This is a genomic window from Dethiobacter alkaliphilus AHT 1, from assembly GCF_000174415.1.
Classification (GTDB): Bacteria; Bacillota; Dethiobacteria; order Dethiobacterales; family Dethiobacteraceae; genus Dethiobacter; species Dethiobacter alkaliphilus.
In genome coordinates this window covers 79,624-101,410 of record NZ_ACJM01000010.1, presented here as the reverse complement: position 1 = coordinate 101,410, position 21,787 = coordinate 79,624, and the positions used below count along the sequence as shown (strand labels likewise).

The 21,787-nt window shown below is 42.7% G+C and carries 21 protein-coding genes and 1 riboswitch; of the genes, 15 read left to right on the top strand and 6 right to left on the bottom strand.

Annotation, left to right across the window (positions count from 1 at the left end; translation table 11 throughout):
• Positions 1–5: 5 nt before the first annotated feature.
• Entirely contained in the window at positions 6–575 is a 570-nt protein-coding gene (locus DEALDRAFT_RS10450) for a hypothetical protein (protein ID WP_008517259.1), read from the top strand.
• 57 nt (positions 576–632) lie between these two features.
• Entirely contained in the window at positions 633–962 is a 330-nt protein-coding gene (locus tag DEALDRAFT_RS10445) for a hypothetical protein (protein ID WP_008517258.1), read from the top strand.
• A gap of 12 nt (positions 963–974) precedes the next feature.
• On the opposite strand, the gene DEALDRAFT_RS10440 is transcribed toward DEALDRAFT_RS10445, so the two are convergent.
• Positions 975–1,169: a helix-turn-helix transcriptional regulator gene (locus DEALDRAFT_RS10440; RefSeq protein WP_008517257.1), complete on the bottom strand. Its 195-nt coding sequence runs from the start codon at positions 1,167–1,169 to the stop codon at positions 975–977.
• Positions 1,159–1,374, bottom strand: coding sequence for a hypothetical protein (locus DEALDRAFT_RS10435; RefSeq protein ID WP_008517256.1), 216 nt, complete (start codon positions 1,372–1,374; stop codon positions 1,159–1,161). The genes DEALDRAFT_RS10440 and DEALDRAFT_RS10435 overlap by 11 nt, the downstream gene beginning before the upstream one ends.
• 624 nt (positions 1,375–1,998) lie before the next feature.
• Here DEALDRAFT_RS10435 and DEALDRAFT_RS10425 point away from each other — a divergent pair.
• The 6 genes from DEALDRAFT_RS10425 (at position 1,999) to DEALDRAFT_RS10395 (ending at position 9,438) form a co-directional block, all read left to right on the top strand.
• Positions 1,999–3,270: an ATP-binding protein gene (locus DEALDRAFT_RS10425; protein WP_008517255.1), complete on the top strand. Its 1,272-nt coding sequence runs from the start codon at positions 1,999–2,001 to the stop codon at positions 3,268–3,270.
• A 139-nt stretch (positions 3,271–3,409) separates the two neighbouring features.
• Positions 3,410–3,808: a hypothetical protein gene (locus tag DEALDRAFT_RS10420; protein WP_008517254.1), complete on the top strand. Its 399-nt coding sequence runs from the start codon at positions 3,410–3,412 to the stop codon at positions 3,806–3,808.
• A 117-nt stretch (positions 3,809–3,925) separates the two neighbouring features.
• Positions 3,926–4,672: a ZIP family metal transporter gene (locus DEALDRAFT_RS10415; protein WP_008517253.1), complete on the top strand. Its 747-nt coding sequence runs from the start codon at positions 3,926–3,928 to the stop codon at positions 4,670–4,672.
• Between the two features lie 136 nt (positions 4,673–4,808).
• Entirely contained in the window at positions 4,809–5,825 is a 1,017-nt protein-coding gene (locus tag DEALDRAFT_RS10410) for a cation diffusion facilitator family transporter (RefSeq protein WP_196776619.1), read from the top strand.
• 82 nt (positions 5,826–5,907) lie between these two features.
• Positions 5,908–7,035, top strand: a complete 1,128-nt coding sequence (locus DEALDRAFT_RS10405; RefSeq protein ID WP_008517251.1) for an NAD(P)/FAD-dependent oxidoreductase — start codon at positions 5,908–5,910, stop codon at positions 7,033–7,035.
• 1,009 nt (positions 7,036–8,044) lie between these two features.
• Positions 8,045–8,132: riboswitch (cyclic di-GMP riboswitch) on the top strand.
• Positions 8,133–8,238: 106 nt separating this feature from the next.
• Complete coding sequence (locus DEALDRAFT_RS10395) at positions 8,239–9,438, top strand: methyl-accepting chemotaxis protein (protein WP_008517249.1); 1,200 nt, start codon at positions 8,239–8,241, stop codon at positions 9,436–9,438.
• A gap of 83 nt (positions 9,439–9,521) precedes the next feature.
• Here DEALDRAFT_RS10395 and DEALDRAFT_RS10390 read toward each other — a convergent pair whose 3' ends face one another.
• The gene (locus DEALDRAFT_RS10390; protein ID WP_008517248.1) at positions 9,522–10,583 is read right to left on the bottom strand and encodes a hypothetical protein; all 1,062 of its coding nucleotides are present in this window, start codon (positions 10,581–10,583) and stop codon (positions 9,522–9,524) included.
• Positions 10,584–10,909: 326 nt separating this feature from the next.
• Between DEALDRAFT_RS10390 and DEALDRAFT_RS10385 the strand changes: the two genes are divergently transcribed.
• Positions 10,910–13,312: a DUF3656 domain-containing U32 family peptidase gene (locus DEALDRAFT_RS10385; RefSeq protein WP_008517247.1), complete on the top strand. Its 2,403-nt coding sequence runs from the start codon at positions 10,910–10,912 to the stop codon at positions 13,310–13,312.
• A gap of 156 nt (positions 13,313–13,468) precedes the next feature.
• Positions 13,469–14,074, top strand: coding sequence for a hypothetical protein (locus DEALDRAFT_RS10380; protein ID WP_008517246.1), 606 nt, complete (start codon positions 13,469–13,471; stop codon positions 14,072–14,074).
• A gap of 43 nt (positions 14,075–14,117) precedes the next feature.
• Here DEALDRAFT_RS10380 and DEALDRAFT_RS10375 read toward each other — a convergent pair whose 3' ends face one another.
• The 3 genes from DEALDRAFT_RS10375 to DEALDRAFT_RS16120 all read right to left on the bottom strand — a co-directional run bounded on the left by DEALDRAFT_RS10375 (position 14,118) and on the right by DEALDRAFT_RS16120 (position 17,379).
• Positions 14,118–15,155 (bottom strand): phosphatase PAP2 family protein, encoded by a 1,038-nt coding sequence (locus tag DEALDRAFT_RS10375; protein ID WP_008517245.1) that lies wholly within the window; start codon positions 15,153–15,155, stop codon positions 14,118–14,120.
• Between the two features lie 145 nt (positions 15,156–15,300).
• Positions 15,301–16,128 carry an SDR family NAD(P)-dependent oxidoreductase gene (locus DEALDRAFT_RS10370; RefSeq protein WP_008517244.1) on the bottom strand — a complete coding sequence of 276 codons (828 nt, stop codon included), beginning with the start codon at positions 16,126–16,128 and terminating at the stop codon, positions 15,301–15,303.
• A 96-nt stretch (positions 16,129–16,224) separates the two neighbouring features.
• On the bottom strand, positions 16,225–17,379 hold the full coding sequence (locus tag DEALDRAFT_RS16120; protein ID WP_008517243.1) for a polysaccharide deacetylase family protein: 1,155 nt from the start codon (positions 17,377–17,379) through the stop codon (positions 16,225–16,227).
• 166 nt (positions 17,380–17,545) lie between these two features.
• On the opposite strand from DEALDRAFT_RS16120, the gene DEALDRAFT_RS16925 reads away from it, so the two are divergent.
• The 5 genes from DEALDRAFT_RS16925 (at position 17,546) to DEALDRAFT_RS10345 (ending at position 21,723) form a co-directional block, all read left to right on the top strand.
• Entirely contained in the window at positions 17,546–17,701 is a 156-nt protein-coding gene (locus tag DEALDRAFT_RS16925) for a hypothetical protein (RefSeq protein WP_153246593.1), read from the top strand.
• Positions 17,694–18,392, top strand: a complete 699-nt coding sequence (locus tag DEALDRAFT_RS10360; protein WP_008517242.1) for an N-acetylmuramoyl-L-alanine amidase — start codon at positions 17,694–17,696, stop codon at positions 18,390–18,392. The genes DEALDRAFT_RS16925 and DEALDRAFT_RS10360 overlap by 8 nt, the downstream gene beginning before the upstream one ends.
• Positions 18,393–18,573: 181 nt before the next feature.
• Complete coding sequence (locus tag DEALDRAFT_RS10355; protein WP_008517241.1) at positions 18,574–19,506, top strand: ABC transporter ATP-binding protein; 933 nt, start codon at positions 18,574–18,576, stop codon at positions 19,504–19,506.
• A gap of 10 nt (positions 19,507–19,516) precedes the next feature.
• Positions 19,517–20,629, top strand: coding sequence for an ABC transporter permease (locus DEALDRAFT_RS10350; protein WP_008517240.1), 1,113 nt, complete (start codon positions 19,517–19,519; stop codon positions 20,627–20,629).
• On the top strand, positions 20,626–21,723 hold the full coding sequence (locus DEALDRAFT_RS10345; protein ID WP_008517239.1) for an ABC transporter permease: 1,098 nt from the start codon (positions 20,626–20,628) through the stop codon (positions 21,721–21,723). The genes DEALDRAFT_RS10350 and DEALDRAFT_RS10345 overlap by 4 nt, the downstream gene beginning before the upstream one ends.
• Positions 21,724–21,787 lie beyond the last annotated feature (64 nt).

The window sequence follows — 21,787 nt, the reverse complement described above, 5'->3', positions numbered from 1 at the left end:
GAAATGTGCCTAAATATTACGATAAAACGGACGGCGGTGGTTGGGTGGAAAGAATAAAAATACTGAACAGGAAGCTTATGTTGTTATCGAATGTCTATCTTATTTCGTTTAGCAGCTTGCTTCTCGTCAGCATTTTACTTAACAATAAAAATGCAATTGCTATAACGATGGTATTATTTTCTCTGCCAATATTTATTTCAGAAGTTTTTTATCATGAAACTTATCCTTGGCCCGCTTTGCGAGAACTGCAGGATTATGAAAAAAAGCATTTCGATGATGGCAATAGAGAAATAGATGCCCAAAGACCCCTTTGGCAATGGGCTGTTATTCCCATCATAATATTGGTCATCTATTTAACTGATCTTCTCTATGTCGTAAGCTCTATGCCCTATTATTTAGTATTTCTGCTTTCCGCAGGGCTAATTGCTGATAACAGGCGATTAGTTGAGGATACAAAGAAGATTTATAATAATCCGGATTTAACTTCATATGTAAAAAACTATTCGATGATGCTTTGTGGGCTGGGAATCGTTTTGTTTGTTTCTGTGGTATTAATAATCAGGGGAGCTGCCTAATATGTAATTTAACATTGTCCCTTTCAATCCCACCGCTTCGTTGAGGAGGTGAACTTAATGAAGGAATACAAACGGCAGTGGAAGGAAAGTTGGGAGTTTAATAAACAGGGCTGGCGATTATTTAGAAGAAAGGTCAACTTTCGCTACTGGTTTCTTTTGTGGCTCAATACGGTTATTGCTATAAGATTAATTGCTTGGCTAGGTTTTGAAGAAGCGAGTATATTATTTCACTTTGCAGTTGTGGCATCATACTTTGTTATATCCCCGCTCGCCTTGCTGCTGTGGGTTCCACAGTACATTAAACTTAAAAAACCAGCATCATATCGTGGCATTGTGCTTAAAGTTGGAGAGTGGGTTGGAGAACCTTATAAACATAACAAAAAATAGAAGCCAGGGAGTTCAGTCTTCCAATTGGAAGATGTCTTCAACGGGTGTTTCCAGCAATTTTGCAAGTTTCATAGCCAATTCAAGAGTAGGGTTATATTTATTGTTTTCCACTGCATTGATTGTTTGACGGGTTACACCAAGTTTAAGTGCTAAATCTTCTTGTCGAAGATTCTTTTGCTTCCGCAGATCCTTTATCTTATTCTTCATTTCTTCCCATCCTGTTTTGCATGATAAGCTGGCTTGAAAGAAGGATAATGTTTTGTGAAATCAGCAATATGAATGGCAGGCCAAGTTCTGATGTATTAATAAAATCAATTGTCATCCAAACAAACAAAAAGACTACTGTAAAAGAATAGGCAATACGCATACTCCGAAGGGCAATGTGGTGCTCCATTTCATCCATTTTTCTCATCAAATTGGCACCTCCTTTATAGTCAAGACATCTTTCGCGCCATATATATTTTACTGCCAAAGAAAATAAGGTTCTGAACAGAAATAATTATAGACGGCACAATTGGAAACGCCCCACTCTTTGTGAAATCAAGTGCAAGCCATACAATTAATGCGATAACCACAAAAATATAAGCAAGCCTCATTGATTTAAAGTTAATGTGCATCTCCATTTCATCGGGCTTAGTGAGTTTAATATAAATCACCCCGTTTATTAAAATTGTAAAGACATCTTTACATTTATTATGGATGGATCAGGGGTGTAATGTCAAGAAGTTTTTACATTGCTATGGATAAATGATCCAGGAGGCGAATGGTCTGGTTGCTTTTGAAGATCTGAAACGTATAGGTCTGATAGCTACATTAATGTACTTTGTTATGGCAACTATTTTAAGAGATGCAGAACTATCGTCTTCTTGCAACTGTGGTTTTGGGTATTGCAGTTATTTTTTCTCCAATTTTTCTCCAAATCTAGTAGTGTTTGTCCTTTAATTGCACTGGCTATTTAGTAAATAAAGGAATTGTTGTAAATCTGTAGAATAATGCTGAAACGAGTTGCTTTATCCAACTTAAAGGGGGAGAAGCTTTGGATTTAATTATGAGCTCTTTTCAGTATTTATTGCTAAATATCTTTTTTATTATGGCTTTTATTTATATTCACAATAGATATATAGAAAAAAGAGTTTCTAATATACCCAAGGAACTACTAATCTGTGCTATCTCTACGGTCTTAATAATATTGTGTATGACATTTCCAATACCTTTCTTTGATGGTCATATTTTTGATTTGCGACAAGTTCCTATAGTTACAGGTATGTTGTATGGAGGACCGAAAGTAGCGTTATTGTTATTGGGAGTTTTTACTTCTTATAGATTCTATATTGGAGGAGAGGGTTTTTACGGCGCTGTATTAACCAATGTTTTATTATTTGCCTCATTATTGTATATACGGCATTATTTCAATAAATTGAAGTCTATAGAACAGAGGGTTAAACTATCTATCATAGCAGGTAGTTTAGGAATAATCTGGATGACTATAGTTATAGCTATTTTATACGGAGAAAGAATGGTTGAGCCATTTATTATTTTTTTACTTATATTTTTAATTATCCAGTGCCTGGCCACTGCAATATCAGTTTATTTTTTTGAAAAAAACAAGCTAGACACGTCTATTAACAAAGAGTTAAAAAAACTTGAGAGATTAGAAACAGTGAGTGAAATTGCAGCTAGTATTTCACACGAGGTAAGAAATCCGCTAACCACCATAGGAGGATTTCTACAACTGTTAAAGGATTCTAAGCTACCAGAGGAAAAAAGGCAAACATATATTGAACTTTGTTTAGAAGAATTAGATAGAGCAACAAATATAATTACAAATTACCTGTCGCTTGCCAAGCCATCGTTAGATAATATGAAAGTGTTGGAATTAAATAAGGAAATTGAGTATGTTATATCTGTAATTGAGCCATATGCAACCCTTAATGGTGTGGAAGTAAAATTAAGCCAGTTAGATAGCATGCATGTACTCGGCGAATCACAAAAGCTCCATCAATGTCTTATAAATCTGTTGAAAAATGGAATAGAATCTATGTCACAAGGCGGGACACTTGAAGTCACGATAAATAAAAGTGGTGAAAATGCCTTAGTGATTATATCTGATACTGGAGAGGGTATGGATGAAGAGCAAATAAGTAAATTAGGTACATTATATTATTCAACAAAATCGAAGGGTACTGGGCTTGGAACAATGGTTGCATACAGTATCATTAAATCATTTAGAGGAAAAATAGGAGTTCAAAGTGAAGTTGGCAAGGGGACCCAATTTACAATTCAATTTCCAATTATTGATCAAGTGTAAGTTAAAGTATCTGTGGTATTGGTATGAAGAACCTTCGCTTAATCTTAATCTATCCTATGTCACCGGCTACTATTTTACTTGGATAACGTAGTAAATCATTTTAAACGGTTCTCTCTAATTTAAGAAGGAGAGTTATTTCGTGAATAAAAAACTAGCAATAATACTTGCGTCAGTGATGATCTTTATTTTTGTGGTAATTTGGTTTCAGTTTCTGTCAGGTCCCAGGATTGATGTGGGGCAGCCAGTTGTGGTGGTGTTTGTTGACGCAGAACCCAATATTGTGGCTACTCAGGGAGATATAATTCCCGGGTCTGCTCAGCTTCGAGATACAGTAAACGACAATGCAGTGATTGAAGTCTTATTTCGGGATACCGATTTTTTAATTGAGGTGGCAGACAGTATTACCGGAGTCCATTACAATAAGCAGATATATAAAGCTGAGATTATCAAGGCTGCCACCAACGGCGGTGCAGTAATTGCAGTTGACAGCATCCCCAGAAAAACGGCACGGGACATAATTAGGGCAATTAACAGATAGCTTAAAATACGCCGCGGTGATCAATAAAATTAGGAAAAGAAAAAAGGAAATCGCAGTGGTATCAAGAATTCTTTAACCACAATGCACCACTATTCACAACACGAAGGGGACGAATTGATGGAGGGACTACTTTACAGTTTTCTGGCCGGAACAGGCACGGCCGTAGGAGCTTTACTGCTCTTTATTGTTGGACGACCGGGAAAGAACTCACTCTCTGTTTTGTTGGGATTTGCCGGCGGAATTATGCTGGGGATATCTGTGTTTGAACTCTTGCCGGAAGCAGTGGATTTTGGTAATATGGCTACGGCAATTATAGGGTTTCTTTTGGGCTGTGGAATGATGTATGCAATAGATCGGCTTTTGCCTCACTCCCATATGTCAAGCGGTGATGTTTTAGTAGTGGAGAATCCGGAAAAAATTGGTTTAGAAAGAGCTCCCATGCTGCGGCTCGGTTATTTGATTTTGTTTGGAATTGCTCTGCACAATCTTCCGGAAGGTCTGGCTATCGGGGCCGGGCTGGAAGCCAGTCCGGAACTGGGAATGATGATAGCAATAGCCATTGGCCTGCACAACGTGCCGGAGGGACTGGCCATAGCCGGCCCACTGAAAGCGGGAGGGCTGCCGGTTGGCAAGGTGCTTCTCCTGGCTCTGCTGGCCGGGCTGATGGCTCCATTGGGGACTGCCATAGGGCTTCTTGTAATTCATATCTCGCCGGTAATGGTAGGCGGAGCGTTGGCTTTTGCAGCAGGTGCCATGGTGTATATTGTTAACGACGAACTTATCCCACAGGCAAACGACCTAAACAGCCACATGGCAAATGCCGGCCTGATTTTCGGACTGATGCTGGCTTTTGGCTTGCTTTAAAAACACGAATTAGAAAAGCAAACCGTCCCTGCGTAATGTGTTTAATAACCTTGCAAGATATTACCTGCAATTTTTTGTTATTATTAAACAAGAGTTAATAAACGATAGCTTATTGAGTAAGAATGGTGAAATACCTTTGATTTGGTCAAAAGCATACTATGCATGTGCATTCCCTGTGAAACTAAATTATGGTTCCACAGGGTTTTGTTTTAATCTGGTAAATAGTGCAGCAGGGGGTGGGAATGTGCACAAGGAAATATACAGGGGTCGCAAAGCCAGAAAAGTTGCGTTAGTTGGTTTTTTGCTTAATTCGGTGTTGGCGGCTTTTAAAATATTAGCCGGAATTATCGGAAGCAGCGGGGCAGTGCTTGCTGATGGTGTTCATTCAATCTCAGACTTTTTTACAGATATCGTTGTGATAGTGGGTTTTAAAATAACCGAAAGGCCGGAAGATGACTGCCACAACTATGGTCATGGCAAATACGAGTCTTTAGCTGCAGTGGCAATAAGCCTGTTTCTTGTAGTGGTTGGTTTTCAATTGTTAAGAAATGGCCTTGCTAATATTGTTAGCGCAGCCCAGGGTGAGGTATTGCCAAGGCCGGGAGGAATTGCGCTGGCGGCTGCGGTCATTTCAATAATTATCAAGGAATTTCTTTTCAGATACACGCTCAATGTGGGCAAAAAAATAAAAAGTTCTGTAGTAATAGCAAATGCCTGGCATCACAGATCCGATACTTATTCTTCATTTGGCGTTCTACTGGGCGTTGGTGGAGCATTTTTTTTAGGCCAAAGGTGGATAATCCTTGACCCCATTGCCTCAGTGATGGTCAGCCTGCTGATTTTTAAGGTAGCCATTGATACCATTCGTCCTGCTCTGGAAGAGTTGGTAGAAACTTCCCTTAATGAAGATGAAATAGACAGGATCGAAAAAACTATTTCCAATCACCCCGGAGTTATAGACTTTCACCAACTGAGAACCAGAAGAATCGGCACTAAAGCAGCTATAGAATTTCATTTGGTCCTGGACGCCGAAAAAGAGTTAACATCTGCACATGAAGTAGCAACAGCAATTGAAAATAAACTAAAATCATACTTTACTGAGGACAGTATTATTACCATTCACCTCGAGCCTGATATAAGCAAGACCAGGTAGCCTGGCCGAATTGCTGAGCGCCTTTATATTACCAGTGAAAAAGACATATCTATATATATAAGTCTGGAAGGAGGAAGACGCCTTGGAGCATGTAGATGTGATTGTAATTGGAGCAGGGGTAGTGGGGTTGGCCGTTGCTGCGGAAGTTACTTCCAGATTGCCTGACCGGCAGGTGGTTTTAGTGGAGCGCCACGGTCAATTTGGGCAGGAAACTTCCAGCCGCAACAGTGAAGTTATACATGCGGGCATTTATTATCCCCAAAACAGCTTAAAGGCTCGTCTCTGTGTTGAGGGCAAAGAGCTTTTATATGATTTTTGCCGGAAGCATGGAGTTCCTCATAACCGTTTGGGTAAGTTGGTAATTGCCATCAAGGATGAGGATCTACCCTATTTGCACACTTTGCAGGAGAATGCCCGGGCCAACGGGGTAGAAGATCTATGTTTCCTAAGTGAGAGTGAAGTTAAAAATATCGAGCCCCATATTGCCTGCAAAGGAGCACTTCTTTCCCCGTCTACCGGTATCATTGATACTCACAGCTTAATGAAGAAGCTTGAGTGGCAGGCTCTTCAGGGTGGCACAATGGCAGTCTACGGTCACAATGTGAAAGGCGTGTCGCCGCAGGGGGACTGTTATGTTGTAGAGTTTACTAATCCTGATGGAAGCAGTGGTGCTGTCAAGTGTTCCTGGCTTATTAATTGTGCCGGCCTTAACTCGGACTACATCGCTACTTTACTGGGTATTGACGTAGAAAAAGAAGGCTATAAAATACATCCTTGTAAAGGAGAATACTTTACCATCCGCTCCGGTAAGGGATTGGTTACAAATCATTTGATCTACCCACCACCTGATAAAAAACTTAAGAGTTTGGGAATTCACCTTACCAGAAATCTTGATGGAGGTGTAAGGTTGGGTCCCAGTGCTTTTTATGTGGATGAAATTGATTATTCGGTTGACGAAAATAACGTTGGCGATTTTTATGATGCAGTTAAAGACTATTTGCCCTTTTTAAACATAGAGGATCTGGAGCCTGATATGGCGGGGATAAGGCCGAAGTTGCAGGGTCCTGGAGATCCTTTCCGCGATTTTATTATTCGCCACGAAAACAAGCGCGGCCTCAGAGGGGTTATTAACCTGGTTGGCATAGACTCCCCAGGGCTTACCTGCTGTTTGAGTATCGCGCGAATGGTAGTTAATCTAATAAGTTTTTAACCGGTGCCAAACAGTTTGGCAACCAGGAAAAAACAATGTCAAAAACACTTGTAATTTGCAGGAAAAAGAAGTTATTAAGTTTTTATTTGCTATAGACATCTAGCCACACATCATGATATAAAATAAGTAGAACATGCTTGTTAAAAAAATAACAATCACAGAGGGAGGTGTTTGTATAATTGTCTTCGTTAATTATTTTAGGGGTGATTTAATCTTGATAGTGGGGTTATAAAAAACAATGTCCATATGAAAAATACGATATAATAAATGGCTAATCCCCTAAAGGAGATTAAACTTCTGTATATGGGGGTGGGTTTCGATGTTTATTGGGACATTCAAAAAGGTGTTCTTTGAGAGATCGGAATCAGAATCACAACAGTTAAATATTGAGTATTTTAAGGCAGACTTATCTTTTATCCCAAATGAGATTATTACTAAGGGTCTTCGTTCATATCATAATAAAACCCTGATTAACCACTGCTCTTGTGCAAATAGGAAAACACCTGATTACACAGGCAAGATAGACGGGTATCGGCAAGCTGTTACAGACTATTATGAATTCTGCAATGAACTAAGAAATTTTGCTCTGTTGCAGTACGAAAATAATAAAGTTGATCTGGCACGTAAATGTTATTTGTATTTAATAGAGATAAGTCATGACAAAGCAGAGACTAAACATTTAATTCGAAGCTACGAAATACTCTTCTCACGACATCTTTTACATTCAGACGTTTGTAAAAACTAGACTCATAAACATTGATACAGCAGATAAACGGTAAGCTGATAAAGTAACACAGAAAACTAGTAACCACAGTGGTTTAAGCACTGTGGTTTTTATTTTTTGCTGGTTCATTGGCCAGCTGATTCAGCCCTAAGGCTGAAGGCTTAATTTGTGCTCTTTTTATATGTGAAAATAAGTCTTGAGATATATTGTCCAAATATGGAAGAGGAATTATACTTTAACAAGGTATATATGCCCTACTTTACAGATAGAAATTTTTGATATCACACTGGATAATGGCAAACCTGTTGAAAAGCAGGGACGCAAAGCTAAGGGTCTACGGCACATTTTGTGTCATGACAGCCTGGTTATCGAAAGTGTATTTTTTTTATGGGGCTAATTAATAAGCGGGGGTGATGGGTTACGGAAGTGATGCTGACAGCTGTGTTGTGAAACAAACTATAGCATACTAGGGGGAGCATATGGCTAATTTGAATTTTTCACTTAATAACGTTACTAAGGGTAGAGCCGGTCTCCAATTGAAGTTAACCATCAGTATAATTGTTTTAACTTCTCTTATTTCAGTAGGACAGGGATTTGTTTTAAGCAATATAGAAGCATTTGACTTTCCGGAACGGATTATACAATTAGTATCAATTGCAGCGTCTGTCATTTTCAGTGCGTTTGGAGCTTATTTAATAATCCGCCTGTTTATTAAAAAACCTATTGATTCTTTAAAAACCTTTGCGCAAGATTTGGCCCAAAACGACTTTAGTAAAAAGGTCGAGATTAAGACGGGGGATGAGTTTGAGCTGTTAGGTGCTGTTTTTAATGAAAGCGCCGGCTTTGTAAGTTCGTTAATTAAAGAGATAAACTCACTAACTGATAAAGTCAATGAATCTACCATGTCCCTTGCATCTTCTGCAGAGGAAATCAATGCTTCTTTTGAAGAAGTAGCGGCCTTATCCAATGATTTCGCAAATAATGCCACTGATGTCAGTGAAAACGCCAAGGCGATGAACGAGGCCGGAGGCAATATCGCAAAACGCTCTAAAGAAAGTGATAAAACGCTAAACGACGCAGAAGCACAAATGCAGACCATATCTGATAAGGTAAAAGATCTTAAGAGTTCGGTAACTTCTTTGGATGGTAATGCTCAAAACATCAGCGGTATTACCGAAACCATTAAAAATATCGCCGAACAAACAAACCTGCTCTCCTTAAATGCTGCCATAGAGGCAGCCAGGGCAGGAGAGCACGGCAGAGGTTTTGGAGTTGTTGCCGAAGAAATACGTAAATTAGCCGACCAGTCTTCCAAGTCTGCTTTTGAAATAGAAAGTTTAATCAACGATGTGCAGCTTGAAACAAAGGATGTTGTAAAAACCATAGATGAGAGTGTTGTAGAAGTTGACAGTGGTCTCGAATCAATAAATTCTATGGGATCTGATCTAAAGCTGATAATTAAAAACATTGAGGAAATAGTCGCTCAGATTGAAGAAGTAAGTAATGCGTCTGAACAAATCGGAGTGGGCAGTCAGGAAGTATCTGCAGCTGTTGAGGAACAGACTGCAACAATGCAGGAAGTGGCCACAGCCACAACAGAACTGCAAAACATGGTCAATAAACTGACAAGTATGATATCTGGCTTTAATATTAGCAAAATACATATAGTTGCGCAATGAAAAACCGATTAGAGGCGTGTAATCGGTTTTTTTAATGAAATTATTTTTATTGTTGCCGTTTTTGTTGGAAGATAGCTGTATGGTTAAGAGGTTATGCTGATATTTAAATTTAGATATGCTTTTTTCAGGATAGCAAACAGCCAGATTAAAAAGATTGCCAGGAGTGGGTATTGTAAAAATGTAAAGGGGTAGGGGAGCATTGGCAAAGTTAGAATGGACCAGACAATCCAGCCGGTAAAAACAGATAGAAGGGCAAGAAAAATCAGTCCGGGTTTGGTATTTATTGTATGGACCTTTTTTGAAAGCAAATAAACAGTTAAAGTAAGAATTGGGAGCAAAAGCCAGAGATTTCCCCTGGTTGAATAAGGTCCGAGCCACATGTTTGCAGTATTAATAAAGGAGATGTGTAAGTCTTCTGCGGGTAGTTGGGAGAATGTAGCCGACCATGTTCTGGAGCCGGTTTTCTCCAGAGGCAGTGAACTTGCTAACCGATAGCTGGCCGAGGGCAGGGTGACATTTATCTGCAAATTGTTAAAGGATTGCCAATAGGAGGCTGGTTGGAGCAGGTAAGTTAAGTGATGCGTACCATGGGGAAAACGGGTTTCATCATAGCCCAGTGGATTTTGATAACGAACCTCCAGTAAATGCGTGCCCGGTTGTAATTCCAGTTCGAAGGGGACTCCTGTTATTGATTGTTGATAGCCGCGGTAGTCCTCCGGTTTTTGGTATTGCTCCGACGTGAAGGGATCGTACCAGATGAATTGGGCATCATCTGTAAACGATGGGTACACCGTATCCATATTAATGCTGCCGGTGTGGGCAGTGACTCTTTCTTCGTTAAGTGTTATGACCCCTTCTCCGAGAATATCACCGAGGAAAAGCACAGCTACATGTTGCACCTCATCTGTGGGATTAAGCAGTTCATAGCTGACAGCCACATCAGCATCCCTCGAGCCTTTCTCATAAGTAATATCCAGCACTTCTGACTGAATACCAATGGGTGTATCATCGGCAGGTAATACAGGTCCATGAAAACTGCCGGGCCACCATAGTACGGGCATGCCGTTTGCCAGAGCCTGTGAGGGGTAGAAAAAAGTAATTAATAATACTGCTAAAACAAGAAATCTGGGAGGTACAGGATTCATTACAGTTTCATCCTCCTTTGGCAATATTATATCATGCTTAAATACTGTTGTTTGTTAAGCATGCTTTATATTTAGCGCTTGGCTTCGTAGCGGGAGATAACGCGTTGGAGGAAGGGGAAAAATTACGTTGGAAACGTACATATTTCCAATGGGTAAAGGAAACAGAAAATAATAGAAGAATCATTTATGGTAACATTATAACTCAAGCTGGGTTACCTCGGACTATGGGGTAATTAAGCTGAAGGTTTTGATAAAAGATATTTAACTGAGAAACTAAAATGAAGAGCATAAATAGGAAGGAGAGGCTACGTAAGTAGCACTATAAGATGAATAAGAATTATGAAATTTTAGCGCCGGCTGGCAGTTTTGAAGCACTGCAGGCGGCGGTGCAAAATGGAGCAGATGCGGTGTACCTGTCCGGAAAGGACTTTGGTGCACGCAAATTCGCAAATAATTTTACAGATGAAGAGCTCAGAGAAGCGATAAAATACTGTCATATTCGTGATGTCGAGGTGTATGTCACCGTTAATACTCTAGTGCTAAATCATGAATTTGAAAGGCTGCGCCGTTACATAGATTTTTTGTACATAATCGGCGTGGATGCCGTTATTGTCCAGGATATGGGGGTTTTGGATTATATAAGAAAGACGTATAGCGATCTGGAAATACACTGCTCAACGCAGATGTCTGTGCAGACGGTAGAAGACATTAAATATTTGGAGTCCCTGGGAGTAAGCAGAGTAGTCCTGGGCAGGGAAATGACTATAGAAGATATAAGAAGGGCCCAAAAGGAAACCAGTGTGCAGTTAGAGGTGTTTGTGCATGGAGCACTTTGTATTTCTGTATCGGGCCAATGCCTGATGAGCAGTATGATTGGAGGTAGAAGCGGCAACCGGGGTAGCTGTGCCCAGCCGTGCAGACAGAAATATACGCTGTATAACACCGCTAAAAAGGAAAAGTATGAGTCTGTTAAAGGTAACTATCTGTTAAGCCCCAAAGATTTATATACCCTGGATGAAATAAAGACAGTAATTGAGGCGGGCGCCTTTTCCCTGAAGATAGAAGGCCGGATGAAAAGGCCGGAGTATGTGGCTACGGTTGTCAGAGCTTATCGATTGATGTTAGAGGAAAACAAAGCCGTTGATGTTCCGGCTTTGGAAAAAGAGCTAAAAATATTTAACCGTGGTTTTACAAAGGGCCACTTGCTTAAAGAAAGTGGTTCAAAGCTCATGAGTATGTTTACCCCGGCCAATCAGGGGTATTATCTGGGTAAAGTGGTAAAGTATGATCAGAAGCGAAGGAAAGCGACCTTATCCCTGGCCGCTGATCTTAACCATAATGATGAAATTCAGATCAGAAGAAAAGATGAGACTATTGGCGGTAGAGTAGAGAAGTTAGAGCATAAAGGGAAAGTGGTAAAAAAATGTCCTAAGGGCCAGGTATGTGAGGTAAACTTCAAGCATGTTTGCAATGCAGGGGAAGAGGTCTACAAAACATATGATGAGGAATTTATGAAGCTCTCCAGGCAGACATTCGGCGGGGAGACTCTGGAAATCCCTGTTAGTATAGAAATCACTATTAAAAGAGGCACAAATATAGTGGCCAGCTTATCAGACGGTAAGAACAGTGTGACTGAGGAAACCGATATCATACCCCAGGAAGCAATGAAGAGAGCTATAACATTTGAAGATGTAAAAAATCAGCTTGCAAAGCTGGGCGGCTCCCCCTATCGACTGGAGAATATTGAGGTTGATTTGGATGAGGGGTTGTCGGTGCCCTTAAAGGAAATCAATGCCATAAGAAGGTCACTTATTGAAAAGCTGGACTTCAAGAGGTCTGTTAAGTACAGCCGGAAGTCTAAGCAGCCAAAAGCAGATGGCAGAATTAACCGTCAAAAGGAAGCCAGGAAAATAGAACTGACATATTCGGCAGGCAATGTATCTCAACTGGCAAAGCTAATTGAGCTAGGCGCCACAATAATATACTATAAAGACTTAGAGACTCTGGAGGCAGCAGTACAGTCTGCAAAAAAAAGAGGTTTTAAGGGAAAGATTATCCCGGAGATATTCAGACTTACCTCAGACGATGATTTAATAAGATACAAGAGTTTACTGAGAAAATTAGAGCTGGACACCGTTTTAATACAGAGCTATGGCCATATAAACGCATTTGCCGGGTTAGAAGTGATAGCCGATTATAACCTGAACGTAGTAAATGATTTAGCTTATAATTTCTATCTGCACAATAATTTTGCAAGGGTATCGCTTTCTCCTGAGTTAAACTTATCGCAAATCTCAGCTATGAATATAGTGCCGGATAAAACAGAGATTTTGGGATATGGTTATCTTCCAGTCATGGTAATGAAGCATTGTGTGATTTCCACTACGCTAAATAAACACAAGAACTGCGGGCTATGTTTGCAAGATTCTTATAGCATCATAGACAAGATGAATGAGAGCTTTAAGATAATAAGAAGATACCAGTGCGGCACAGAGATCCATAATTCAAAAAAACTTATGCTACTTGAGTATTTGAGGACACTGGAAAGTGAAGGAGTAGGTTATTTCAGGCTGAACTTTGTAGATGAAACGCCGGATGAAATTGAACTGGTTGTGGATTTACATCGAAAATATTTTCCTTCCAAATTAACACCTCAGGAGCATAAATTAATAGACAAATTAAAGAAAACCGGAATGACAAGCGGTCATTTAAGCAGGGGTATAAGCTAGACTTGCTTGTGTCAATTTAACCCCTTGACCACCAACAACGATTTCTATGCAAACCACGGTTAAAAACCGTGGTTTTTTCTAAATAGGACACACTTGTGTCCTGGGGGTTTTGTACAATATCTTTGTCTCAATAATATGAAAGTGAGGAACAAAGGTATGAAAAAATGGTTTATTGGGGTTGTGTTGGTAGTTCTGTTAGTGCTGGTTTCCGGATGCGGCGGGGCACAGGATGCCGTAGGCGAGGGCATGAGAGAGCAGCCTGATCCAAAGACCGAACAGCAGCCGATAGAGCCTGCAGCAGACACAACTTCTCCAGATGGTGACATTGAGCAGGTGGAATATGACTTGGATATAGTGGAAGAGTGGAATGGCCTGAAAACCGAAATTCTGGGCCTTGGTATTGCCAGTGGAGTGGAAAGTGCCTGGCAGGAGGAGGATAACTCAGATGTTGTGTACGTAAAGTTTCGCATAGAAAATACCAGGGACGACGGAGCGGGGCACTTCACCACTTATCCCGACCAGGCCACCCTGATTACCAGTACCGGGGAGCAGCTGGAAGCGGACATGTTTGAAAGCGACAATATCGGCGGTGATTTGTATGAAGGTGTAATCAAAGACGGCATTGTATTTTGGGTGCTGGAACGCGGTGCGCCTTTTGATATCAGTTGGGTACGGCTAAAGTGGAACAGTTATGATGAAGCAGAAGATGTGGATTTTGATAAGTGGGCAACGGACCACGATGTGAGAATTGAAATAGAGTAGGTATAAGAAAACCACAGCGGTAGAACGCTGTGGTTTTTCTGGTTTAGACTGATTCACTTGGGAGCGGAATAGTTGGCTGGTCAATTTCCTGATCCGGTTCTTTTGTTGTGCCGGATAGCTTCAGCTTTACAAACAGGGCCGGGGCGATAAGTGTTACCCACAGTCCTCCCAGACCATAGCGGATGAAACCAAGAATCTCTACAGCGGAAGGGAGTACCGGGCCTAAGCCCATTATGATACCGAACAGGACGGCAAGTCCGATGACGCTTTTAATTATTTGTTTAAAAAACGGTGCGTTTACAGCTGAACGTACTTTCTCCTTTTCCAGGATGTAGCCAAAAGATGCTCCGGCCAGGTAGCCCATGAGTTTGGGGGGATCACTGCCAGGCAGGACAGAGCTGATTAATAGCGGGACCGCCAGGGACAGGGACAGTAACAGAGGCAGAGAAACTTTGTCCATCCATTTTTGCTCAATAAAGGCAGTGCTGAGCCAGAGAAAAAACAGCAGGAATGGAATGCCAAGAGCTATACCGCCTAAAACATCACCCAGGAAGTGATAGCCCAGTATCAGGCGAGATACGGCAATCATGATAATAGTCAAAGCAGACCATAACCAGAAATTTCTGTTTTTCAGGCGAACTGCTAAATAACCCCACACTGTTATGGCTGTTAGAGTATGGCCGCTGGGAAAGGCAGAGTTATCCGGGTGGATGATTCCTGCCAGGGCGGGACGCTCCAGGATGGTCATATCTTTGATCAGGCCGCTGTATGTGCCGGAGGTTAGCAGAACAAAGGCTGTCCAGAAGCCCAAAGGCTTACTGACACACCAGATAAGTACTCCGAAAAACACCATGAAAAACTGGTCATCGCCTAAAAAGGTAAAGAAGCGGAATAAAAACTCTACGAAAGGAGTCCGGTATTGTTGAAGATTAGCAATGAATTGCAGGCTTCTGGTTTCCTCCCAGAAGAGAATAAGAATAAGCGTAGATAGCAACGTGACTGCCCAGCATAAAATTACGGCAGCTTTTTCTTTTGCCGGATCCGATGAGAAATAAGGCCTGGTGACTGGCGGAATGTTCATTTCTTTTCCTCCCTTGTAATGTTTTCAGGCTATTATTCTCCGATAAATGTATATTTCCTGCAGCGGCTGACTAGACCATGGGTTTTGCAAGCTGCCACTGCAGTAAACAAATTGTAAGGATAAGACACGCCAACGTTGACGTGTCTTATCCTTGGATTATGTCCTGTGCTAGCTGCATGAGTTGCTGCCTGGGCTGATAATCCAGGCAGCGTTGGTTATAGGGCAGTGGTTTGCTTTTTTCAAACGTCAGTCCGGTTGTGATTTCATCCTCCGGCGCCAAGGCTACATACAGGCCGGTTTTAGCACATTCTGCAGCAGATTGCGCCGAGCGCAGCATAAAGGGGCGGACAATTTTCATCATCAGGCTTTCGCCCCTCCAGATGTTTGTGGCCCCGCGTCCGGGACTTACGGCGTTTACCAGGATACCTTTATCTTTTAGTTCCTCTGCCAGGCTAATGGTGAACCAGATTTGGGCCAGCTTAGAGGCTGAATAGCCTCTGAACCCATGAGGCCCATGGAAGGGTTTGGCAAGATTGATTTTGCCATAAAAACCGGCTCGTGACGCGATATTCACAATGCGAGATTTCTCTGTCTTTAATAAGGCGGGAAGCAGCAAGCGGGTGAGCAGATACGTCCCCAGAAAATTAACACCCATTGTCAGCTCATACCCGTCTTCTGTTTGCTGTGGACTGTCGGAGTACAGGCCGGCATTGTTTATGAGGATATCCAACCGGTCATAGCGGTTTAGATAGTTTTGGGCGAAATTATGTATGGAAGCAAAGGAAGCCAAATCGGCCTGCATGATATCTACGGCAGCACCGGTTTGTTGTGTAATGATTTGGGCACTACGGGCAGCTTTGTTCAGGTTTCTGCACACCATTACCACATAATAGTCCTGGGCGGCTAACTCTTTTGCCGTTTCAAAACCGATACCGGAATTGGCTCCGGTAACCACTGCGATTTTTGGGGGCATGTTGTCCTCCTGCAAGTTTTCTTATAGTATATATATTTACTTCAGGCAAATCCAGAATATCGGGCAAAAAAACCAAGATGCCGTCGCATCTTGGTTTTATCGGTGCCTTACATCGATGGCTCCGGGGCTTAACACCTCAAATTGATAACCCCTTTGGCGGAGGCCTTCAATAATTTGAGGGAGTGCTTCCACGGTGGTTGTTTTGTGTTGGCTGTCATGCATGAGAACCACAATATCGCCGGAGACGCTGTCTGCTCCGCTTAAAACATTGTCCACAATATCTTCGGCTGGAGGTGTCCGGGAGACGGCGTCTCCTGAAGTCACATTCCAGTCAAAATAGTCATAGCCCTGTTCTATTACTTCTGGTATTAAATCCTCAACTATGATGTTATAGCCGGAAACATCCTGTGCCATCTGGCTGCTAGAACCGCCGGGGAATCGCATGATATTGGTTTCCACCCCGGTTTCTGCGTATAGGAACTCTTCCAGCTTCAGAAGGTCATCCATGAAGTTCTCCGGCGAGTCATAAATATAATCATAATCGTGGCTGTAAGTATGGTTACCCAGGACATGGCCGGCTTCAACTATCAGCCTATAAGCATCCGGGTTATCCGATTGGTTATTGCCGATGACAAAAAAAGTGGCCAAAATGTTTTCTTCAGCCAGGATATCCAATATTGCCAGGGTGTTGTTGCTGGGTCCGTCATCAAAGGTTAGATAGGCTGTGGGGCCTGCGCCTCCGGGAGGAGGGCCGTTGTCATTGCGGCTTAGCAGTTCTTCAATTTCGGCAGCTTTTTCATCAAGACGGCTTCGCAGTTCATTGATTTCTGTTTCCTGCTCAGCTATTTTGTCCTGTAGACTGTTAATTTCAGCAGCTTTGCTATCCAGGTCATTGGCTTTGCTTTCCAGTCTGCTTTCCACAGAAGCCAGCTCGTCTTCCCTGTCATTTAGCAGACTATGCAGTTCGTCCAACTCTGTTTCCTTTTCGCTTAGGCGGGCAAACAAGTCATCATGCTCGTCTTCTGCCCGGGCCAGTTTTTCTCTGGTTTCCTCAAGTTCTGCTTCTTTATCATTTAGTTCCTCCTCAAGAGCTGTGGTTTCCCGGCGCAGCTCTTCTTTTTGTTCTACGGCCATGGAAAGCTCTTCGCGCAGGGAGCTTATCTGCCCGTTGTAATAGGCCAGGCCGATCCCTCCCGCTATCAGTATTATTATGGCGGCGACGGTAATCAGAATCTGTGTGTTTTTTGGCATAGATGACTCCTTTGGTGCTGTACTATTCTCCGTTACTAAAAAATCTAGGCGCTTTAATTATACAGGAGCCAAGTTTGCCAGTCTTTAATATTCAGTTAAACTTGGATGTGACACAACAGAGGGTCTCCTCATAACATAAATAAAGTATAAGTAAAGGGGAATTAATGTGTCTGATAAATATGTTGGCGAGTGTATTTCGTGCGGTGTGGAAGAGGAGTTTAAGGATTCGGCACAGCTGCAGAAAGCAATTATTTCCGGTGGCCTTGGTGAGTATATTTGCTCTGATTGTGCGAAAGACAAAGAGGTGATTGTTGATGAGTAAGATTATTGTCCTGGATCCGGGCCACGGCGGCAGTTCACCGGGCAGTGTAGGCAACGGCCTGGTGGAAAAAGAAGTGGTATTGGATTTTGCCCTGAGGTTGCGGGATAAGTTTGCCGCGTATGAATGCGAGATAATCTTAACCAGAACCGACGATAGAAGAGTTAGTCTGTCAGAGAGGGTAAATATAGCTAACAGAAACAATGCTGATTATTTCATCAGCCTTCACTGCAACGGAGCAGCAAGCAGCAGTGCCAACGGTTATGAGGATTATATTTATACATCACCCTTCCAGTCCACCATCGGGTACCGTGATATACTGCACCGTCATGTGGCAGCAGTGTGGGTTAACGCCGGCAGGGCAAACCGGGGTAAGAAAAGAGCCAACTTTTATGTCCTACGAGAAACAAGTATGCCGGCCATCCTATTGGAAAATGGTTTTTTAACCAATGCCAGGGATGCTGAGCTACTAAAAAATCCGGACTTTACAGAGGAATTGCTGATGGCCATTGTAGAGGGAACCGTTGAAGCATTGGATATTCCCCGAAAACCTGCTGCTCCTGTCCAGGAATTATTCCGGGTTCAGGCGGGAGCGTTCTCTACCCGGGAAAGAGCGGAAAGGCAGGTAGAAAGGTTAAAAGAAGCGGGCTTTGATGCCTTTATTATCAATTTGGATGCAATCTGTCCCAAATAGCCGAAAAATAAGCATGACCTTGCTCTCAATGAGAGTGAGGTTTGTTTTTTTGTACGGCACATTAAAATGCCGTTATATGACAAATGTCATATATATTTTCGTTTTTCCGGTCACTGTTGTCATTATGGAGGATGTTTTATGATATAGGCAGAGGTTGGAAAAAGAATGGGAGGCGATGGTTTTGATCCTGGAAATAAACAATTTAGTTAAGCGCTATAATGGCTTATTGGCTGTAGATAATGTGGATCTGGCGGTGACGGAGGGAGAGGTGTTCGGACTGCTGGGGCCAAACGGTGCAGGGAAAACCACATTAATTAACGCCATCATCGGGATGACAAAAACAGATGGCGGCGAGATTAATCTCTTCGGTAAAAATTTGCGCCGGTCTGAAATGGAGATTAAAGCCAACATCGGCATTGTACCACAGGAAATTGCTCTTTATGGGGATTTAAATGCCCTGCAGAATGTAGAGTTTTTCGGCAAGCTTTATGGGGTCAAGGGGGACCTGTTGCAAGAAAGAGCAAAGGAGGCCCTGGATTTTGTGGATTTGTGGGAGAGGCGTAAAGATTCTCCCAACAAATTTTCCGGAGGAATGAAAAGGCGACTAAATATTGCCTGCAGCCTGGTTCATCATCCTAAACTGATAATCATGGATGAACCCACCGTAGGTATCGATCCTCAGTCCAGAAATCATATTTTGGAGTCGGTAAAAAAGCTCAATCAAATGGGGTCCACCGTTATCTACACTTCGCATTACATGGAAGAAGTTGAAGTGTTGTGTAATGATATTGCCATAATGGATCACGGTCGCATCATTGCCCGGGGCAGTAAGGAAGAGCTGGAGGAAATGGTGGCCGTGGAGGAAAAGGTGAATATCCGGCTTTCCTCGGTTAACTATTCTCTGGTGGAAAACGTCAAAAAAATTTCCGGCGTCACCAACTGTTTGCTTGAGCATAATCAATTAACGGTGTTCTCCCGGGCAAAGAGCAACAACATCAGCAGAATAATTGAGTGCATAACACAAACCGGTGCGGTTATTGAGGCCATAAATATGGAAAAGCTCACGCTGGAAGATGTGTTCTTAACACTGACCGGCCGTACGCTTAGGAATTAGGAGGCCAATGATGAAAATATTCAGTATTGCTTACTATACCGCAATTAAAAATCTAAAGGACACCAAAACCCTGCTGTTTGTGGTGGTGCTGCCTATCCTCTTAATCATTATCCTGGGAACAGCTCTGGACGGATTTCATTCGCCACAGGATCTGCCCCGGGAAGAAGTTGCCTATTTTATCGACGATAACGGTGAAGCTGCACAACAATTTGCGCAGTTTTTACAAAGCGATGATATGGGTGAGGTGGCCCATGTCCAGAGGGTGGCCGACTTCGAGGAGGGCCTGGCTTACCTGGACAGCGGCCAGGCAGATTCCTTTGTATATCTCCCGGCCGGTTTTGGTGCTGCGTTGAGATCCGGGGAAGCTGCAGAGATTCAGGTTTTGGCCAATGTACAAAATCCTTTGGCCAAAAGTCTGGTGGAAAACTATATCAACCGTGTTAACGGTGCTTTGGCGGTGACTGTTCTGGGAGGGGTTCCCGCCCAGGGAGAGCGGAGTAGTCATGTTAGAGCACAGGCCATTACCACAGACGGGCAAATTCCCACAGCACTTGACTATTACTCGGTGCAGACACTTTTACAGGTACTGATAATTGGTGCGCTATTTGGCATTGCCGCCATGCGGGAAGACAAAGACAAAAACACACTGATTAGAATTAAAAGCGCTCCGGTTAAATATTATGAGATTCTGGCGGGCAGGACCATGGCCAATATAGGGGTGTTGTTTGCTCAGGCTCTGGTGGTAATTGCTTTTTCCAAGTTTGTTTATCAGGCCAACTGGGGTGGAAACCAGCTTATTAATCTGGGCGTAATCCTGATTTTTGTGGTATTTTCCATCGGTGTGGGGATGTTTTTGGGCGCTGTGATTAAAAACTCCGTGGGCGCCATCGGGGCGCTTTGGGGGGTAATGATTGTATTTGCCATAACCGGCGGGGCCTTTGGCGGTACGGTAAATGATACGCTGGCAAAGCTTTCTCCCAACCATTATGCGGCCACAGCAATCTTTAACAATGTCTTTGCCGGTTCTCCCCAGGTGATACGTTCTAACATAATCGTATTGCTCTTGAGCACGGTGGCGGTCTATGCTTTAACATTGGCAGTGGGAAGGAGAAGATTGGCATGACTTTCTTTAAAACAAATATGCAGCGGATTTTGACCAGTAAAGTACGGATGTTAATTATCCTGGTAGTGCCCCTGCTGTTTATCCTGATCTTTACATCGCTGGATTACGAAAAGCCGCTGCAGCTGGCTGTAATCGATGCCGATCAGACTCCCTTTACCCGGGAGTTGGCACAAAGCCTGGAGGAGAATTTCAGAATTGTTGATGTGGCCGAAGGTGAGATTGTCCCCGCTTTAATTGAAGGGGATGCTGATTATGTGGTGGTTTTGCCCAACGGCTTTACTCAAGAGTTAGTACGGGGCGAATCTCCCCAGGTAGAAGGCTATTCCATCAGCGGAACTAACATGGCACTGCCTGTGGAAGCTTTTATCAACAGCTATTTGGATGGTGCAAATGATGTGGCAGAAACGGCCAATTATAATGAAGCACTGTTTTACCAGGGAATGAAAGTGTTTTCAGAAGGACAGCTGTTCATGTCTTTTACTGTAAACAGTGACATCAGCAGAAATAAAAGCACCACGGCCATGGGTTTTCTGGTCCAGTTCATGCTGTATATGTCGGTAATGACCACGGGCATCATCGCAGAAGACCGGCAGAATAAAACTATTTTTAGGATTTTCAGCGGCCCGGTGAGTATGAAGAGGTACATGGCCGAAAGCCTGTTGAGCTTTATGATGATTGCCGCTCTGCAGGTGATAGCCATTATAGGATTGCTGCACTTCGGTGTTAATTTATACTTCGGTAACTCGGTATTGAATATGATAGTTCTGTTTCTCTTCTTTGCGGTGGTCACAGTGGCTCTGGGCATGATTATTTCAAACTACGCCAAGACTCCGGTTCATGCCTACGTTACAATCTTATTGCTGACCACGCCTTTGGTAATGTTGGGTGGGTCCTATTGGCCCAGAGATTATATGCCGGATATCCTGGTTAGCATCGGCAATTTCCTGCCCACCTCCTGGGTGATGTCGGGTGTGCAAAAACTGCTCTACGGTGGTGACTTAGGCTCCATCACACAGGAGTTGATGATCTTAACGGCCTTTGCCGGTGTATTTTTCCTGGTTGGCACAATGCGCAGAGCCGATGTGGCCAAATAAAGAATAAGCTGCTTATCAAAAGCAGCTTGTTCTTTTCTCGGAGGGGCGATTGGTATATAATCGA

What these genes read in the sequence shown, in the direction of transcription:
- DEALDRAFT_RS10390 (WP_008517248.1), bottom strand. Translation starts at nt 10,583, where the DNA reads ATGAATCCTGTACCTCCCAGATTTCTTGTTTTAGCAGTATTATTAATT.
- DEALDRAFT_RS10445 (WP_008517258.1), top strand. Translation starts at nt 633, where the DNA reads ATGAAGGAATACAAACGGCAGTGGAAGGAAAGTTGGGAGTTTAATAAA.
- DEALDRAFT_RS10435 (WP_008517256.1), bottom strand. Translation starts at nt 1,374, where the DNA reads ATGAGAAAAATGGATGAAATGGAGCACCACATTGCCCTTCGGAGTATG.
- DEALDRAFT_RS10375 (WP_008517245.1), bottom strand. Translation starts at nt 15,155, where the DNA reads ATGAACATTCCGCCAGTCACCAGGCCTTATTTCTCATCGGATCCGGCA.
- DEALDRAFT_RS10350 (WP_008517240.1), top strand. Translation starts at nt 19,517, where the DNA reads ATGAAAATATTCAGTATTGCTTACTATACCGCAATTAAAAATCTAAAG.
- DEALDRAFT_RS10345 (WP_008517239.1), top strand. Translation starts at nt 20,626, where the DNA reads ATGACTTTCTTTAAAACAAATATGCAGCGGATTTTGACCAGTAAAGTA.
- DEALDRAFT_RS10415 (WP_008517253.1), top strand. Translation starts at nt 3,926, where the DNA reads ATGGAGGGACTACTTTACAGTTTTCTGGCCGGAACAGGCACGGCCGTA.
- DEALDRAFT_RS10370 (WP_008517244.1), bottom strand. Translation starts at nt 16,128, where the DNA reads ATGCCCCCAAAAATCGCAGTGGTTACCGGAGCCAATTCCGGTATCGGT.
- DEALDRAFT_RS10440 (WP_008517257.1), bottom strand. Translation starts at nt 1,169, where the DNA reads ATGAAGAATAAGATAAAGGATCTGCGGAAGCAAAAGAATCTTCGACAA.
- DEALDRAFT_RS10380 (WP_008517246.1), top strand. Translation starts at nt 13,469, where the DNA reads ATGAAAAAATGGTTTATTGGGGTTGTGTTGGTAGTTCTGTTAGTGCTG.
- DEALDRAFT_RS10360 (WP_008517242.1), top strand. Translation starts at nt 17,694, where the DNA reads ATGAGTAAGATTATTGTCCTGGATCCGGGCCACGGCGGCAGTTCACCG.
- DEALDRAFT_RS16120 (WP_008517243.1), bottom strand. Translation starts at nt 17,379, where the DNA reads ATGCCAAAAAACACACAGATTCTGATTACCGTCGCCGCCATAATAATA.
- DEALDRAFT_RS10395 (WP_008517249.1), top strand. Translation starts at nt 8,239, where the DNA reads ATGGCTAATTTGAATTTTTCACTTAATAACGTTACTAAGGGTAGAGCC.
- DEALDRAFT_RS10385 (WP_008517247.1), top strand. Translation starts at nt 10,910, where the DNA reads ATGAATAAGAATTATGAAATTTTAGCGCCGGCTGGCAGTTTTGAAGCA.